Consider the following 15994-nt stretch of genomic DNA (forward strand, 5'->3'; position numbering starts at 1 on the left):
ATGCACCCGCTCCATACGGCAAAGATTGTCCGGTAAACGCAGGAGGCATAATGGCACCCCCACGTAGCAGGCTGGCAAGACGTGCAATGCTTAAAGGCATAACCGCGCTTTCTGCAACCGTGGCGGCCCCGGTGCTGGCCCGTGGGGCGGATGAGATTTTGCCCGATACCGTGCGCCCGCCCGATGTTACCACCAATCCGCCACGCCAATGGGGGGCAAATGCTCCTCCCGTTTATACGCCAGACCCCGATGTGCTGGTGATTGATCGCTCCTTTCGGGATCTGTTGTACGGCAATGCTGGCCTGCATCGGGTATGGAATAAAGGCACATGGCTGGAAGGGCCTGCGTGGTCCTCCCAAGGGCGGTATCTGCTGTTCAGTGATGTAGTGACAAGCCAGCAATACCGCTATTTGTGGGAAACGGGAGAGGTAACGGTTTTTCGCCCGGAATCCTACCACGCCAACGGCAACACGTTTGATTATCAGGGCCGCCAGATTACGTGCGAGCACTTTTTGCGCCGCGTGATTAGGTGGGAACATGATGGGTCTGCCCATGTGGTGGCAGATAAGTTTGAGGGCCACTCCCTCAACTCCCCCAATGATGTGATAGCCCATCCCGATGGCAGCATCTGGTTTACCGATCCGGGGTATGGAGACAACGTGGCCGAAGGCCATGCTGACATGCCGGGTGGTGAGGCCAACCCAGATGGGCATATCCGCTGGAAAATAGGGGAAGAACTTATTGGATCATTGGGTGGCACGCGGCGGCAGGCCGATCATACCTTCCGTGTAGATGCAATGGGCCACCTTGATGTGGTGCTTACGCAGGCACAGTTGCCCAACCCCAATGGCTTGTGCTTCTCGCCCGATTTTTCACGGCTTTATGTTATTTCCTCTGGCAAGCAGCCGGGCGGGCATGGGCATGATGGAGATCAGGCCGTGCATGTGTTTGATCTGCACAAGGAAGAACTGCCCCTTTCCAACCCACGCCTGTTTACCAACATGCGTTTTGAAGGCGTGCAGATGGGGCCAGATGGCATGAAGGCCGATGTGCACGGCAATATCTGGTGCGGCGTTAGCGGGCCGGTGGGGCTGTGTGGGGTGTTTGTATTCAACCCCGAAGGGCACCTTATTGGCCGTATTCGCCTGCCGCAAAGCGTTTCTAACCTCACGTTTGGGGGCCCCAAGCGGGATTGGCTGTTTATGTGCGCGGGGGATTCGCTCTACCGCTTGCAGGTGAACACCCAAGGCGCAGCCCCAGCCTGAGAAAGCAGGGGTTAAGCGCTTTTTTTCAGCAGTAAGGGCAGCAGGCCAAACAGCGCGCAGGCAGCGGCGGCAAACCATGTCAAGCCATCTGGCGTTATCGCCATGGAACTGGCCGCCAGCGCAGGCCCAACAAACGCCCCCGCGCCCCATGCCAGGGAACTGAGGGTGTAAATGGCTATCAGATCGCCCCCTTTATAGCGGTCTCCCACCACAGACATGGCCACTGTGTAAATACTGGCAAACACGCCATCCCACGCAAACAGCAGCACATGGGCAAACCCAATGTGGTGAATGGCGACCGGCCACAACAACGCGCCCCCCGCAGCTAACCCAGCTAATGAGACCAGAAGCCAGCGGCGGCTTGTGCGGTCTCCTATCCAACCAATGGGAATCTGAAACGCCGTGGCCCCCAGCAGCATGATGCTCAGCAACAGCGTGGCCGCATGTTCTGACCACCCGGAGTGCATGGCGTAGAGGGCCAGAAAAGAGGTGGCTGCCGAATCCAGCATGGCAATAAGCAACGTGGCGGCAATGACTATGGGGGCCAAAGGCAGGTAGCGCAGCAGGCTGGGGCGTTGCGGGGGTGTAAGCTGCGGATGTGGCAGCCACGGCGCGGCAACCAGGCCGGTGGTAACCAAAAGGGCAATACTGGCGCAGGTAAAGGGCAGGGCGCTGGTGCGGCCTGTTACCGTTAGCAAGGCAGGCCCTGCGGCAATGCCAACGGAAAGCAGCGTGCTGTAAAGCCCCATCACGCGGCCTCTGGCGTGGTCTGGCGTAATCTGGTTTAGCCAGCTTTCTGAAAGCACCAGAATAATCTCACACGCGGCCCCCAGCACGGTGCGCAGGCCAAACCACACCCAGATAGACGGCAGCAGCGGAAAAAGGGCCAGCGTGGCAGCGCCTGTTAGCAAAGCCAGCGTAACAGCCCGTTTGGGGCCTAAAGCCATGCTGATGCGCGGAATAAACGGCGCAATGGCCAAGGAGCCGATAGCGTGCATCATGGTGTTGGCGGCAATCATGCCGGTGCCAAACCCCAGATCCACCATTTCCAGCGTAAACAGGGGCGCACCCAGCCCCATAACCAGCCCAAACATTAGCCCTACAACAGTAAGGGAAAGAGTAGGGGCGGCGCTGACAATAGAGCGCGCAGGAGGGTGAAGCAGCATAGGCTGGCTTGTAGCGGGTTGCGTGCGCCGGAGCCAGCCTTCACGCCCTTAGGCGTGCGCGTATTTAGAACAGTTTATTGATAAGCGTGTTGCCAATGCCAAAACCCGCGCCAGATGCCAAGGAATGCGCAAAGCCGGAGTTAATGACATCATCCAGCACATTTTCTACTTCCGGCTTAACGGAACTTAGGGCGGAGGGCTGCGGCGGGGCCACATTCTGCTGTACCTGCGTGGCAAGGGCCGTGTGTAAGGCCTGAAGCAAATTGATAATCTGAGATTGCTCATCCCGCAGGGAAAGGGCCAGCTCTTTCAGGTCCAGCAGCCATTCACGCGCCTGCATATCCCCGCCATCGGCAGCGGTTTGCATTTTGCCGCACAGTGTTTGCAGGGCCGTGGCAGATTGTTGGGCCTGTGCCTGAAACTGGTTGTAAGTTTGATCTATGGCCTGAATATCCATGCTAAAAACCCTTTCAATATAATGTGTTCCAAGGCCAGAAGCACACCACCATAAGGGGGTAAATGCAAGCTGTGCGGCCCTTGTGCGGCCACCCCCGGTGGCAGCCATGATACGCACTGGTGAGGATTTTGCGTGCATTCCTGCGCGCGGGCGGCTATTTGTCTGCCCAAGCAAACACTAGCAAAGCCATCCTCCACCCTTTCAGGCAGAAAGCGGTGGCGTGGCCCGCAGGGAATATCAGGCCTTTACATGGATATCCGCAATATCGCCATCATTGCCCACGTTGACCACGGCAAGACGACTCTGGTTGACGAACTGCTCAAGCAGTCGGGTTCGTTCCGCGAAAACCAGCACGTTGCCGAACGCGCAATGGACAGCAACGATCTGGAACGCGAACGTGGCATTACCATTCTTGCCAAGTGCACTTCCGTTGTCTGGAACAATACCCGTATCAACATTATTGATACACCCGGACACGCCGACTTCGGCGGGGAAGTGGAACGTATTCTGAGCATGGTGGATGGCGCCATTGTGCTGGTGGACTCCGCCGAAGGTGCGCTGCCGCAAACCAAGTTTGTGGTTGGCAAGGCACTGGCCCGCGGCCTGAAGCCCATTGTGGTTGTGAACAAGATTGACCGTGGCGATGCCCGCCCCGATGAAGTGCACAACGAAATTTTTGATCTGTTTGCAGCCCTTGGCGCAAATGATGAACAGCTTGACTTCCCGATGCTGTTTGCTTCTGGCCGTCAGGGCTGGGCAGATGAAACGCTGGACGGTGCACGTAAAGATCTGAGCCCGATGTTCGAGCTGATCCTGCGCCATGTGCCAGCCCCGAATCTGGACAAAAACAAGCCCTTCGCCATGACAGCCACAATTCTGGAAAGTGACAACTTTCTGGGCCGCGTGCTGACAGGCCGTGTGGAACAGGGCCGCGCCAAGGTGAACATGCCTGTTAAGGTGCTGCGGGCCGATGGCTCCGTGGTGGAAACAGGCCGCCTGACCAAGCTGCTTTCCTTCCGTGGTCTGGACCGCGTGGGTGTGGAAGAAGTGGAAGCAGGGGACATTGTGGCCGTGGCTGGTTTGTCCGAAGCCACTATTCCAGACACCATTGCTGCTCCGGAAGTAGAAGCCCCGCTGGAAGCTATTCCGGTTGATCCGCCAACACTGTCCATGACCTTCCGCCTGAACGATGGCCCGCTGGGTGGCCGTGAAGGTAAGAAGGTAACGTCTCGCCAGATCCGTGACCGTCTGTTCAAGGAAATCGAAAGCAACATTGCTATTCGTGTCACAGACAGCCCGGAAAGCGAAGCGTTTGAAGTGGCTGGCCGTGGTGAACTTCAGCTTGGTGTGCTGATTGAAACCATGCGCCGTGAAGGCTTTGAGCTGACAATCGGCCGCCCGCGTGTGCTGTTCCGCACCAATGAAGAAACGGGTGAGCGCGAAGAGCCTTACGAAGAAGTGACCATTGATGTGGACGAACCCTATTCCGGCGTTGTGGTGGAAAAGATGTCCCTCCGCAAAGGCCAGATGCAGGACATGCGCCCCTCTGGTGGTGACAAGGTGCGCCTGACGTTTATCATCCCATCCCGCGGGCTGATCGGCTATCATGGTGAATTCCTGACCGACACGCGCGGCACGGGTATTATGAACCGTCTGTATTCCCACTACGGGCCTTATGCGGGCACCGTGGAAGGCCGCCGCAACGGGTCTCTGATCTCTGCGGAAAACGGGGCAACCACCCAGTATTCCCTGTTCTCACTGCAAGATCGTGGCACGCTGTTCGTAGATGCGGGTGAAACGGTTTATCAGGGCATGATCATTGGCGAGCATTCGCGTGAGAATGATCTGGAAGTAAACCCGATCCGTGAAAAGAAGCTGACCAACATGCGTGCTGCCGGTAAGGACGAAGCCCTGCTGCTGACCCCGCCGCGCCGTATGTCTTTGGAACAGGCAATTGCTTACATTGAAGACGATGAACTGGTGGAAGTAACGCCATCTGCCATCCGTCTGCGTAAGCGGTATCTGGACCCGAACGAACGCAAGAAGCGCGGCAAAAAGGCAGACTGATTCTGTAACTTGTGGGCTGCCCAGCGTTTGGGCAGCCTGTAAGTGTGGCGCGTTTGTGGTGTGGGCGTATTTTTTTCGGTTACATCATTTTGTCACATACAGAGCGTTTAAAGTGCGTTTTCCTATAAAAACCGCCTGTTACCGGGCGGTTTTTTAGGTTTTGCCAGCGCCAATATGGCTGGTTTACGGCTGTCAAGTGGCAGGGCGATGATATGTGCAAAGATTGCACAAATTTTAGCTCAAGACGCTGTGCTTTTGCCGTGATAATAATCAACACATAAACCGGTCTATGTGCTGGATGCGGGGTTGTCCTGCATGAGGCGGATTGGACCACAGGTTTTTGGAGATATTCTATGATTTCTCGTCGTCTGCTTGCGGCTCTGTCCACCGTTGCCCTGCTGGGTGTTGCTGCTCCTTCCTTCGCTCAGGAAGCTGCTCCTCCGGCTCCTCCTGCTGCTGGCCCAGAAGCTGGCGCTCCGGCCCCAGAAGGTGCTGGCCCGGCTGCTGAAGAAGCTGGTAAAACCGAAGAAAGCAAAGGTGCAGCTGCTCATAAGGGCAAGCACAAAGGCCACAAAGGCAAGCACAAAGGTGGCAAGCACCACGGCAAAAAGAAGGGCGCTGCTGCTGACTCTTCTTCTTCCGAATCTGCTCAGTAATCACCCGGTAGAAAGGGGCACTGCGTTACAGGCGTGGTGCACCCTGCCTGCTGTGGCGTAAAGCTGCGGAATACAAAAAGGCCGCTGGTGGTATCTGCCACCGCGGCCTTTTTTGTGTGCTATGCAAAGGGCTGTTTTTTAGTAATGGGCTAGATTATCAGTATGGTGCGCAGGCGGCCTTATGGGGCCCAGCCCATGCGTATTCAGCCTGCCGCCATCGGTTTGCGCCGTAGCGGCCATAAGCGCGGTGCCCGCTTAGTTATACCGGCTGATGGAAAGATCCAGCGCCGGAATATCGGGCTTTTTGCCATGCACAAGGTCTGCAATCAGGCGGCCAGAACCACAGGCCATTGTCCAGCCCAGCGTGCCGTGGCCGGTGTTGAGCCACAGGTTTTTAAAATTGGGCACAGGGCCAATAACAGGGGTGCCATCTGGCGTGCAGGGGCGCAGGCCTGTCCAATATGTTGCGGCGGAAAGATCTCCCCCACCAAACAGTTCTGAAAAAGAAAGTTCCAGAGTTTCACGCCGGTCTGGGCTGAGCTTCTGGCTGTAACCCGTTAGCTCCGCCGTGCCACCCACCCGGATACGGTTGCCAAGTCGCGTAATGGCCAGCTTGTAGGATGTATCATTCACGGTGGACATGGGGGCGTGGGTTTCATCCGTAAGAGGCAGGGTGAGGGAATAGCCTTTTACGGGGTAAACCGGCAGATGCACGCGCAACGGGTGCAGCAGCAGCGGGCTATAGCTGCCCATGGCCACAATATAGGCATCGGCCCGGAAGTGCCCAGCACTGGTGCGCACAGACATAATTTCGTCCGCTGCGGCATCCAGCCCCAGAATGGTGGTGTTATACACAAACTTCACCCCCTTGGCCTCCGCCATGCGGGCCAGCCTTTGGGTGAAAACATGCGCATCGCCCGATTCATCACCGGGCAGGAACAGCCCACCCGTTAGCAGATGTTTGGCATGGGCAAGGCCGGGCTCGTGCTCCAGAACCTGATCCACCGCCAAAAGCTGGTGCGGAATGTTGGCTTCTGCCAGCAGGCGCATATCGTGCTGGGCGGTATCTATTTGTTTGTTGGTGCGGAAAAGCTGGATCAGCCCGCGCTGTCTGTCATCATACGTAATGCCAGTTTCTTCACGCAGGGCATCCAGGCAATCGCGGCTGTATTCGGCAATGCGCAACATGCGGGATTTGTTGATGTCATACGCATGGGCGTTACAGTTTTTTAAAAGCTGTTCCATCCAGCGCAGCATGGCCAGATCAAACCGTTTGCGAATAACCAGCGGGCTGGTTTTGGGGTGCAGCATCCACTTGGCTGCCTGAAGCGGCAGGCTGGGAGAAGCCCAGGGTGTGGAATACCCCGGTGAAACCTGCCCCGCATTGGCAAACGATGTTTCAAGCGCTGGGGCGGGCTGGCGGTCTATAACCGTGACTTCATGCCCAAGGCTGGCCAGATACCAGGCCGATGTCACCCCGATAACGCCAGCGCCGAGAATGATGACTTGCACGGTTTTATCCTTACGAAAAAGGTAAATAGATCAGGCGGGCACCATAGCTTGCTGCGCCCCACCACGCCAGAACCCGTAAGGAAACGGCCATGGCGCACGCTGTAAGGAGGTATGCGTAAGCGGCGCAGAAAACCAGCCTAACCCATTGAGCAAAAAATGATTTTATAAAAAACGGCGACATGTTGCGCCCAGTTTGGGCCATGCCGCCATAAGGATGTTGGTTTTAGGCAGGCACGCCTTTGCTGGTGGAATATTCAAAGTGCAGTGCCTGATCCGGGTTTACAATGGGGTAAATGGCGTGGGCGGCCATGGCGGCTTCACTAAACCCTTGCAAAATCAGCTTGAGCTTGCCGGGGTAGGTGGCCACATCGCCCACGGCAAACACGCCCGGCAGGCTGGTTTCACAACTGGAAGGGGTGACGGGAATAGTCGAGCGCATGGTATCCATCCCCCATCGCGCCACAGGCCCCAGATCTGTTGCCAGCCCAAAGAAAGGCAGCAGCACATCGGCTTCCAGCATACGGGTGGCCCCATCCAGGTCTGCTACTTCTACACCTTTTAGCGCGCCATTCTGGCCGTGCAGGGCATGAAGCTGATAGGGCACAACCTTTTCAATCTGCCCGGCGGCTACAGCCTCTTCCAACAGGCGCAGGCTTTCTGGCGCACCACGGAACCTGTCCCGCCGATGCACGAGGTAGAGCTTTTCGGCATTGTCTTTTAGGGAAAGCGCCCAATCCAGCGCGGAATCGCCCCCGCCTGCAATAACAATACGGCGGCCTGCAAAATCGGCTTTGCGGCGTACGTAATATTGCACGGCCCCGGTATCTTCAAACGCTTCCAAACCATCCAGCGGCGGACGGTTGGGGCCAAATGCCCCCGCACCAGCGGCAATAATAATGGCCTTGGCTTTTAGCGTGGTGCCTTGGTTGGTGCCCAGCGTAAAGTTGCCCCGGTTGCCCGTAAGGCTTTCTACCCGGTGTTTTAGCAGGCGCGGGATGTTAAATGGGGCAATCTGTTCTTCCAGCCGGGCAATAAGCTGCGCGCCTTCTACGGCGGGGCAGGCGGGAATATCGTAAATTGGCTTTTCCGGATACAGGGCCGCACATTGGCCGCCCACTTCTGGCAGCACATCAATTAACACACAGTTCAGCCGCAGCATGGCGCACTGAAAAGCGGCAAAAAGCCCGGCTGGGCCAGCGCCAATTATGGCTACGTCTGTTTCTGCTGGCGTATCAGTCATGGCGTGGCGTGATGCTCCCTTATCTGGTTACATTAAAATACAGTTTCTGTTTTGCGCCAGCACGGGCTGGTGCGCAATGGCCTAGAATAAGCAACACCCCGAAGCGAAAAATTGCTTCGGGGTGCGCAGACGTGACAAAACAATAAAGATGTGCGGCAGAAAGCTTAGCCTTTGGTTAAAGCCTGCTTGAGTTTTTCATCCAGCACATCAAGGAAAGGCTGCGTGTCCAGCCATTTGGTGCCGTTGCCAACCAACAGCGCCAGATCCTTGGTCATCTGCCCGCCTTCAACCGTATCCACGCACACTTTTTCCAGCGTATCGGCAAAGTGCACAACGTCTGGCGTCTCATCAAAGCGGCCGCGATAAGCCAGCCCGCGCGTCCATGCAAAAATGGAGGCAATGGGGTTGGTGCTGGTGGGCTTGCCTTTCTGGTGCTCACGGTAATGGCGGGTTACGGTGCCATGCGCGGCTTCGGCTTCCACCACATCGCCCGTAGGGTTCAGCAGCACGGATGTCATCAGCCCAAGGCTGCCAAAGCCCTGTGCCACAATGTCACTTTCCACATCGCCATCGTAGTTTTTGCAGGCCCATACATAGCCGCCCGGCCATTTAAGGGCGCTGGCCACCATGTCATCAATCAGGCGATGTTCGTAGGTGAGGCCCAGCTTTTCAAACTCGGCCTTGAATTCCTTTTCGTACACTTCCTGAAACACATCCTTGAACATGCCATCATAGGCTTTCAGGATGGTGTTTTTGGTGGACAGATACACTGGCAGCTTGCGGTCTCGCCCATAAGCGAGAGAGGCACGGGCAAACCCTTCAATAGAGGCACGGGTATTGTGCATGCCCAGCGCCACACCGGGGCCTTTGAAGTCATGCACATCCAGCGTAATGGGCTCACCGCCATCTTCGGGAATGTAGTTGAGTGTCACCTTGCCCGGGCCGGGAATTTTGGTTTCCGCAGCGCGATAGATATCCCCATAGGCATGGCGGCCGATCACGATAGGCTTTGTCCAGTGCGGCACAAGGCGCGGCACGTTGGAGCAGATAATGGGTTCACGGAAGATGGTGCCATCCAGAATGTTGCGGATGGTGCCGTTGGGTGAACGCCACATTTTTTTCAGCCCAAATTCCTTCACCCGTGCTTCATCCGGGGTGATGGTGGCGCATTTTACGGCCACGCCGTAGCGTTTGGTGGCTTCTGCGGCTTCTACGGTTACCTTGTCATCCGTGGCATCGCGGTTTTCTATGCCCAGATCGTAATATTTCAGGTCAATATCCAGATAGGGCAGAATCAGGCGCTCACGAATGAAGTGCCAGATGATACGGGTCATTTCATCCCCGTCCATTTCCACCACCGGGTTCTTGACCTTGATTTTAGCCATAATACTGCATCCGATTCGAAGAGTGTCTTGCATTCGTTGCGCGCAGATGCGGAATACGCATAGGCATCATGCAGTGCGCGAATTGAGACCATAAGCGGGGATGCAACACAGCGCTGTTCACGATCAGGACAGAACTGCCGCCATAAGGCGCAATGGCGCTTATGCGCGGGCAAAAATCTTTGTTTTTTGCGGGGTAGGCCCTGTTATCACAAACATGTCAGGGTTTGGGGGGCGGATTATCCCATGCCGCTCAAGAGGTGCCCGCGCAGGAGATGTTATGCTAACTATGTGCATCATTAAGGAAAATGGCTGGCCGCCTGTATGCAAGTGTCAGCCAAAATCATGATTCCGCATATGGAACGGGCAGCCGGGGTAAGCTGAGGCATGTTTTCTTTTATATCATTTCACGGGCACATTCTGGCACATCGTGATTTTTATCTTATGGGTATTCCGGTTGCACAGGCCGTTTCTCCGCAGTGGAACGTGGTTCAGTTATCGGCTGATGGCAACAGCCTGCTTGGGTTTGCAGATATCCGGCCTCAGGTTGAACAAAGTGGTGAAGCAAAGGGCCTGGTAAGTTTAAAAAATGGTACGCAGTTTATGTGGAACCAACCAGATGGCCTGTTGGGTTGGGTGCCCCATAACCAGAATTGGGAGCGTTTTGCGCCTGTGCTCAGCCAGCATGTGCCATTGCTGGCCCGTTTGGCGCAGGGGAAATGGCTGATTGCGGGCCAGCAGGCCGCCGAGCGGGTTTCGTTTTCTTATTTCAAGCTGTGCCTTGGCGAGCGTAATTGGGATTTGCGTACGCTTTTCCTGCGTGAAAAAGGCGATGCCATTATTATTTCCGATGGGCGGGAACCAGAAAGTGTTCTGCAACCAAGCCCATTGCCAGTGCAAAAAACCTTTATGGTGGCGTTGGCGGCGCAGATAAAGGCGATGGGTGAAAGCCCATTTGTGCAAGCCGCACAGGCCGCCCGCCAACGTTTGCTGGTAGCCCCAGAAGATTCAGGCTGTTTGTTGGATCTGGCAAAAAATTGCGCCAAAATTGGGCAATTCGGTTTGGCGCGCACGGCGGTATTGTGTGCGGCGTTGCAGGATTTTCGGCCAGATTTATATCTCTTTTCCGCCATTCTGGCATTGCGGGAAGGTGAGACCCAGCAGGCCGCAGATTTAGCCAATCTGGCGCTGAAAGGCCGGTTTGGTGATGCCCCCATACCCGAACAGCTTACACATCTGGTGCAGCGGACAGCACAGGGAGAGGCTGCGTTGCTTTTGCTGCCTTCTGCCTTGAAAGAACTGCCGGACACAGAAGAGTTTGACCCCGCCTTTAACTTTTTAATGGTGCCTTTGCCGGCTTCTATGCTGCGGGCAGAAGATGTGCGGCAGGCGTATTCATATCAGTTTGAGCAAGTGGCTTCTGCCAGCACGCAAGAAGAACGGCTGCAACTGGTGCAGGCCGATCAGGCCCAGAACAGGGCGCAATACTGGAACCAAGTTGTGGCAGGCCATTACGCATGGCTCAATCAGGATCGGGCCAGCGCAGATCCGCACTATGTTACGGCCCGCAAGCTTTCCAAAGATTCCGGTATCAAGGCTATTGATTACAATTGCGGTGTTTACACATGGCTGCCGGAAGCCGCCGCATATAACCTGCATGAACAACAGGTAACGGACCAGTTGGGCATTGCGGGCTGGAGCTGGCATTCCAGTGTGGCGCCCGGTCGGGCAGAGGCAGATGCCCCAGATGCCTGTTTGGTTTTTGGGTGCGATAGTGCGTATTTCCGCTTTGTGCCCAAGCTTGTCATGTCTTTAATGCGGGCGTGTCAGGCTCATCCAGAACAGGGGCGCTTCCGCCTTTGTTTGGGGGTGGACCGGGCAACGGATGAGCAGTTGACCCTGATGCGGGATCTGGTGGCCTTTTTCTCGGAAAAAGACAGGGGGATGGATGTCTCCTTCACGCATGGGCAGCTTAACCATGCGGACAAGGCCGCCTATACGTGCATTCGTTACCTTATGCTGCCGCATATTGTGGGCCAGTGGCATTGCCCAGTGCTGACAGCGGATTGTGATGGCTACTTCCCGCACGATTTCCCTGCCTTGTGGCAGGAACTCAAATCCGGTTCGGATTACGGGTTCCGGCTGTATGCGTATAATCATGAAGGCAAACAGATAGCCGGAGAACCGTGGGGTTTTGGTGCGGGCCTGTCCTATTTTGGGGAAACGGAACTTCTGCCCCAGATCGGGCGGTATCTGCACAATTATGTCCAGCGGACGTATAGCCCGGAAAATCCAAGCAACTGGTGCATTGACCAGTGCGCACTGGCACAGGCTTATTCTCGCTTTGTTGCACCACGTTGGAATGACCTGCGGATACGCTTTATGGATGAAGGCACGCCGCTTATGATTATGCCCCACCATGTAGGGGGCAAGGATGCACTGTTGGAACATGATGGCGCTGTTTTAGAACAGGATCTGCGCCAGTTTATGCAGGACAACGCTTAATTAGGGTGTTTTGGCAAAAGCCGGTCAGCTTGGTCTGATCGGCTTTTTTGTTCGGGTTTTTATCGCAGGGAAAGATCTGCCGCAGAACCTTTCAACCGGTTGCAGCAGGAGCAAGCCAGAAGGGTCGTGCTTTCATCGTGGGCGCCATGTGGCAGGGCCATGCCTAACAAGGCTGCTGCTACAAGAAGGCTTTTGAATTTAAAGGGAATATGCTGGGGCGAACGACGGGGCTTGAACCCGCGACCACCGGTACCACAAACCGGCGCTCTACCAGCTGAGCTACGTCCGCCGCACAGCAAGCGGACGTTTAGAGAAAACTGCGTCGTTCGTCAATCACTTCTGGTGTTTTTATGTAGAAAAATCAGCTCTGGCGGCTTTTCCACTGTTCCAGACGGGCCACAGCCTCAATCAGCACCTCCTCACGCTTGCAAAAGGCAAAGCGAATCAGGTTGCGCGGGGGCGTGCCACTTTGCGCATCATAAAAGGCAGAGGCGGGAATGGTGGTAACACCGGCCTGCTCTGTTAGCAGGCGGCTGAAGGCCATGTCATCCAGCCCGTTTGCCAGCGGGGTAATATCCGCCATCACAAAGTAGCTGCCTTGGCAGGGCAACACGCCAAAGCCCACCCGCGCCAGCCCGGCAGAAAGGATCTGGCGTTTTGTATCCATCTCCTGCGCCAGTTGGGTAAAGTAGGCGGTATCCTTGTTCAGCCCAAAGGCCACGGCACGTTGCAGATTGGGGGCTGTGGCAAATACAAGGTTCTGGTGTGCTTTGGCCACCACCGCAGCCAGCGGGGCAGGGGCGGTAACGTAACCCACCTTCCACCCGGTAAAGGAAAAGCTTTTGCCTGCGCTGCCAATACGAATGCACCGCTCGCGCATGCCCGGTAAGGCCATGAGCGAGAGATGCGGCACATCAAACACAAGGTGCTCATACACCTCATCGCAAATGGCGTAGGTATCGTGCTGGCGCATAAGGTCGGCAATAAAGGCCAGCTCCTCAGCGTTAAACACCTTGCCGGTGGGGTTCATGGGGGTGTTCAGCACAATGGCTTTGGTGCGGGGGCTAAAGGCGTTTTTTAAGGCCTCTTGCGGGAGCGCCCAATCTGGGGCTTCCAGCCGCACAAGGCGCGGAATGCCGCCAAGCTGGCGCACAACAGGCAGGTAGGTATCGTAAAGCGGTTCTATCAGCACCACTTCATCGCCCGGTTCTATCAGCGCCATGAAGGATGCCGCCAGGGCCTCGGTAGCGCCAGATGTCACCACCACTTCCGATTCGGCATTGACAGAAATGTTCTGGAATCGGGCGGAGGCCTCCGCAACGGCGGCGCGCAGTTCTGGCAGGCCTGTAAGGGGCGCATACTGGTTGCGCCCATCCAGTAGGGCATTTGCGGCCAGTTGCACCATGTCTTGCGGGCCTTCCGTATCAGGAAAACCCTGCCCAAGATTGATGGCGTTATGCTTGCGCGCCAGCTCGGACATAAGCGTAAAAATAGTGACAGGCTGGTTTGCAATCTGCCTGTTAAGCAATTTTGTCATTACAAAGTTCCTTGCCCCGCTGGCGGAAAGAGGCGAATAAGACGCGATACCGAAACATTTGGCGTAAACAGTTGATTTGGTGCTTTATCGATACAAATTTGCATCTGCCTGATTGCCCGCACGGGCAAGCCGTGCAAGTGTAACGGTATGGGGTGCCTTCTGCCTATAGGGGCAGGGTGGCATCATGAACGGACAGGCCCAAAATACGGGCACAACAATGGTGTGTTGACGACGCGCGATGAAGAAGATCGAGGCCATAATCAAGCCCTTCAAGCTGGATGAGGTGAAAGAAGCCCTTCATGAGCTTGGATTGCAGGGTATTACCGTAATCGAAGCCAAGGGTTTCGGTCGGCAGAAGGGGCATACGGAGCTTTATCGCGGCGCGGAATACATTGTTGATTTCCTGCCCAAGATGAAGATTGAAGTTGTCTGCCCTGCTTCCATGGTGGAGCGGGCGGTAGAAGCCATTTCCGCTGCGGCCCGCACAGGCCGCATTGGCGATGGCAAGATTTTCGTGAGTCCGGTGGATGACGTGGTGCGAATCCGTACCGGAGAACGAGGGGAAGACGCAATCTAACACGCTCCATGCGTAGGTATGGGGCGCGAAGGTGCGCGTACATTATTCCCGCAGACCGCGTGCCCGCAAAGTGCGGCATGCTGACAAAGCTTAGGTGAAGAGAGCATGGTAAAGAAAACAGCTCCGGCGGGTGACAGCAAGGCTGCTGCAATTGCCAAGGTTTTTGATCTGATTCAGGAACACTCTGTGGAACTGGTGGATCTGCGTTTTACGGACCCAAAGGGCAAGTGGCATCATACATGCCAGTATGTCAGCACCATCGAGGAAGATAGCTTTACCGATGGCTTCATGTTTGATGGATCTTCCATCGGCGGGTGGAAAGCCATTAACGAAAGCGACATGGTTCTGCTGCCGGATCCGACATCCGCAGTGATGGACCCGTTCTCTGCTCGTCCGCAGCTGATCCTGTTCTGCGATATTATCGAACCTTCCACCGGGCAGCCTTACAACCGCGACCCGCGCTCCACCGCCAAGCTGGCTGAGCAGTACCTCAAGTCCTCCGGTCTGGGTGATACGGCATTTTTTGGCCCGGAAGCTGAATTCTTCATTTTCGACAACGTGCTGTTTGGCACCGGCCCGAACTACGGCAAATACCAGCTCGACAGCATTGAAGGCCCCGATGCATCCCTGAAGGAATATCCTGAAGGCAACATGGGCCACCGTCCGGGTGTGAAGGGGGGTTACTTCCCCGTACCGCCAGTGGATAGCGAAAGCGACCTGCGCGCAGAAATGCTGGCAGCCATGGGCGAAATGGGTCTGGCGATTGAAAAGCACCACCATGAAGTGGCGCAGTCTCAGCACGAACTTGGCACCAAGTTTGAAACGCTGGTGCGCGCAGCAGACTTCATGCAGATCTACAAATACTGTGTGCACAATGTTGCCAATTCCTACGGCAAGACAGCAACATTCATGCCCAAGCCTATCTATGGCGATAACGGCTCTGGCATGCACGTTCACCAGTCCATCTGGAAAGACGGCAAGCCCACATTTGCTGGCAATGGTTATGCAGATCTGTCCGACACGGCCCTGTATTACATTGGCGGCATTATCAAGCACGCCAAGGCGCTGAACGCCTTCACCAACCCATCCACCAACTCCTACAAGCGCCTGATTCCGGGTTTTGAAGCACCTGTGCTGCTGGCATATTCCGCCCGCAACCGTTCTGCTTCGTGCCGTATTCCGTACGCAACAAGCCCCAAAGCCAAGCGCGTTGAAGTGCGCTTCCCGGACCCCACAGCCAACCCGTATCTGGCATTCGCTGCCATGCTGATGGCTGGTATGGACGGCATTAAAAACAAGATCCACCCGGGCGATGCCATGGACAAGGATCTGTATGACCTGCCGCCGGAAGAACTGAAGCAGATCCCGACAGTTGCTGGCTCCCTGCGTGAAGCTCTGGAAGCTCTGGCTGCGGATCATGAGTTCCTGCTGGCTGGTGGCGTGTTCACCAAAGATCAGATCGAAAGCTACATCACCCTGAAATGGGATGATGTGTACCGTTTCGAACACACACCGCACCCGGTTGAATTTGAAATGTATTACTCCGTCTGATTTTCTTTCCTTTAGGCAAGATATCGGAAATAAAAGGCGCGGTTCCTTCGGGGGCCGCGCTTTTTTGTATTGGATTGCT

12 protein-coding genes and 1 tRNA gene are annotated in these 15994 nt (G+C 55.8%); 6 read left to right on the plus strand and 7 right to left on the minus strand.

From position 1 onward, the window contains the following. The first annotated feature begins 50 nt into the window (after positions 1–50). Complete coding sequence (locus ACP7IZ_RS03070; RefSeq protein ID WP_426847797.1) at positions 51–1265, plus strand: SMP-30/gluconolactonase/LRE family protein; 1215 nt, start codon at positions 51–53, stop codon at positions 1263–1265. Between the two features lie 11 nt (positions 1266–1276). On the opposite strand, the gene ACP7IZ_RS03075 is transcribed toward ACP7IZ_RS03070, so the two are convergent. Next, complete coding sequence (locus tag ACP7IZ_RS03075; protein ID WP_426847798.1) at positions 1277–2431, minus strand: MFS transporter; 1155 nt, start codon at positions 2429–2431, stop codon at positions 1277–1279. Between the two features lie 64 nt (positions 2432–2495). Beyond that, the gene (locus ACP7IZ_RS03080; protein ID WP_081461462.1) at positions 2496–2996 is read right to left on the minus strand and encodes a hypothetical protein; all 501 of its coding nucleotides are present in this window, start codon (positions 2994–2996) and stop codon (positions 2496–2498) included. Between the two features lie 141 nt (positions 2997–3137). Here ACP7IZ_RS03080 and typA point away from each other — a divergent pair, with 141 nt between their 5' ends. Both typA and ACP7IZ_RS03090 read left to right on the plus strand, forming a co-directional pair. Beyond that, positions 3138–4955, plus strand: coding sequence for a translational GTPase TypA (gene typA, locus ACP7IZ_RS03085; protein WP_426847799.1), 1818 nt, complete (start codon positions 3138–3140; stop codon positions 4953–4955). A gap of 353 nt (positions 4956–5308) precedes the next feature. Further along, complete coding sequence (locus ACP7IZ_RS03090; protein WP_426847800.1) at positions 5309–5611, plus strand: hypothetical protein; 303 nt, start codon at positions 5309–5311, stop codon at positions 5609–5611. A gap of 255 nt (positions 5612–5866) precedes the next feature. Here ACP7IZ_RS03090 and ACP7IZ_RS03095 read toward each other — a convergent pair whose 3' ends face one another. From ACP7IZ_RS03095 to ACP7IZ_RS03105, 3 genes are all read right to left on the minus strand, one after another. Continuing rightward, positions 5867–7150 carry a D-amino acid dehydrogenase gene (locus tag ACP7IZ_RS03095; protein ID WP_426847950.1) on the minus strand — a complete coding sequence of 428 codons (1284 nt, stop codon included), beginning with the start codon at positions 7148–7150 and terminating at the stop codon, positions 5867–5869. Positions 7151–7346: 196 nt separating this feature from the next. Beyond that, the gene (locus ACP7IZ_RS03100; protein ID WP_426847801.1) at positions 7347–8363 is read right to left on the minus strand and encodes an NAD(P)/FAD-dependent oxidoreductase; all 1017 of its coding nucleotides are present in this window, start codon (positions 8361–8363) and stop codon (positions 7347–7349) included. A gap of 164 nt (positions 8364–8527) precedes the next feature. Beyond that, positions 8528–9748: an NADP-dependent isocitrate dehydrogenase gene (locus tag ACP7IZ_RS03105; protein ID WP_426847802.1), complete on the minus strand. Its 1221-nt coding sequence runs from the start codon at positions 9746–9748 to the stop codon at positions 8528–8530. Positions 9749–10132: 384 nt separating this feature from the next. Between ACP7IZ_RS03105 and ACP7IZ_RS03110 the strand changes: the two genes are divergently transcribed. After that, positions 10133–12250 (plus strand): hypothetical protein, encoded by a 2118-nt coding sequence (locus tag ACP7IZ_RS03110; protein WP_426847803.1) that lies wholly within the window; start codon positions 10133–10135, stop codon positions 12248–12250. Positions 12251–12463: 213 nt separating this feature from the next. On the opposite strand, the gene ACP7IZ_RS03115 is transcribed toward ACP7IZ_RS03110, so the two are convergent. Next, a tRNA-His gene (locus tag ACP7IZ_RS03115) sits at positions 12464–12539 on the minus strand. 72 nt (positions 12540–12611) lie between these two features. Next, a complete protein-coding gene (locus ACP7IZ_RS03120; protein WP_426847805.1) occupies positions 12612–13787 on the minus strand; it encodes an aminotransferase in 1176 nt (391 codons plus the stop codon). Positions 13788–14025: 238 nt separating this feature from the next. Between ACP7IZ_RS03120 and ACP7IZ_RS03125 the strand changes: the two genes are divergently transcribed. Together ACP7IZ_RS03125 and glnA are read left to right on the plus strand one after the other, a co-directional pair. Continuing rightward, positions 14026–14364, plus strand: coding sequence for a P-II family nitrogen regulator (locus ACP7IZ_RS03125; RefSeq protein ID WP_003622497.1), 339 nt, complete (start codon positions 14026–14028; stop codon positions 14362–14364). A gap of 105 nt (positions 14365–14469) precedes the next feature. Then, positions 14470–15915 (plus strand): type I glutamate--ammonia ligase, encoded by a 1446-nt coding sequence (gene glnA / locus ACP7IZ_RS03130; protein ID WP_003622499.1) that lies wholly within the window; start codon positions 14470–14472, stop codon positions 15913–15915. Positions 15916–15994 lie beyond the last annotated feature (79 nt).

Origin of the sequence: Acetobacter sp. AAB5 (genome assembly GCF_050106715.1) — a bacterium.
Taxonomy (GTDB): Bacteria; Pseudomonadota; Alphaproteobacteria; order Acetobacterales; family Acetobacteraceae; genus Acetobacter; species Acetobacter oryzifermentans.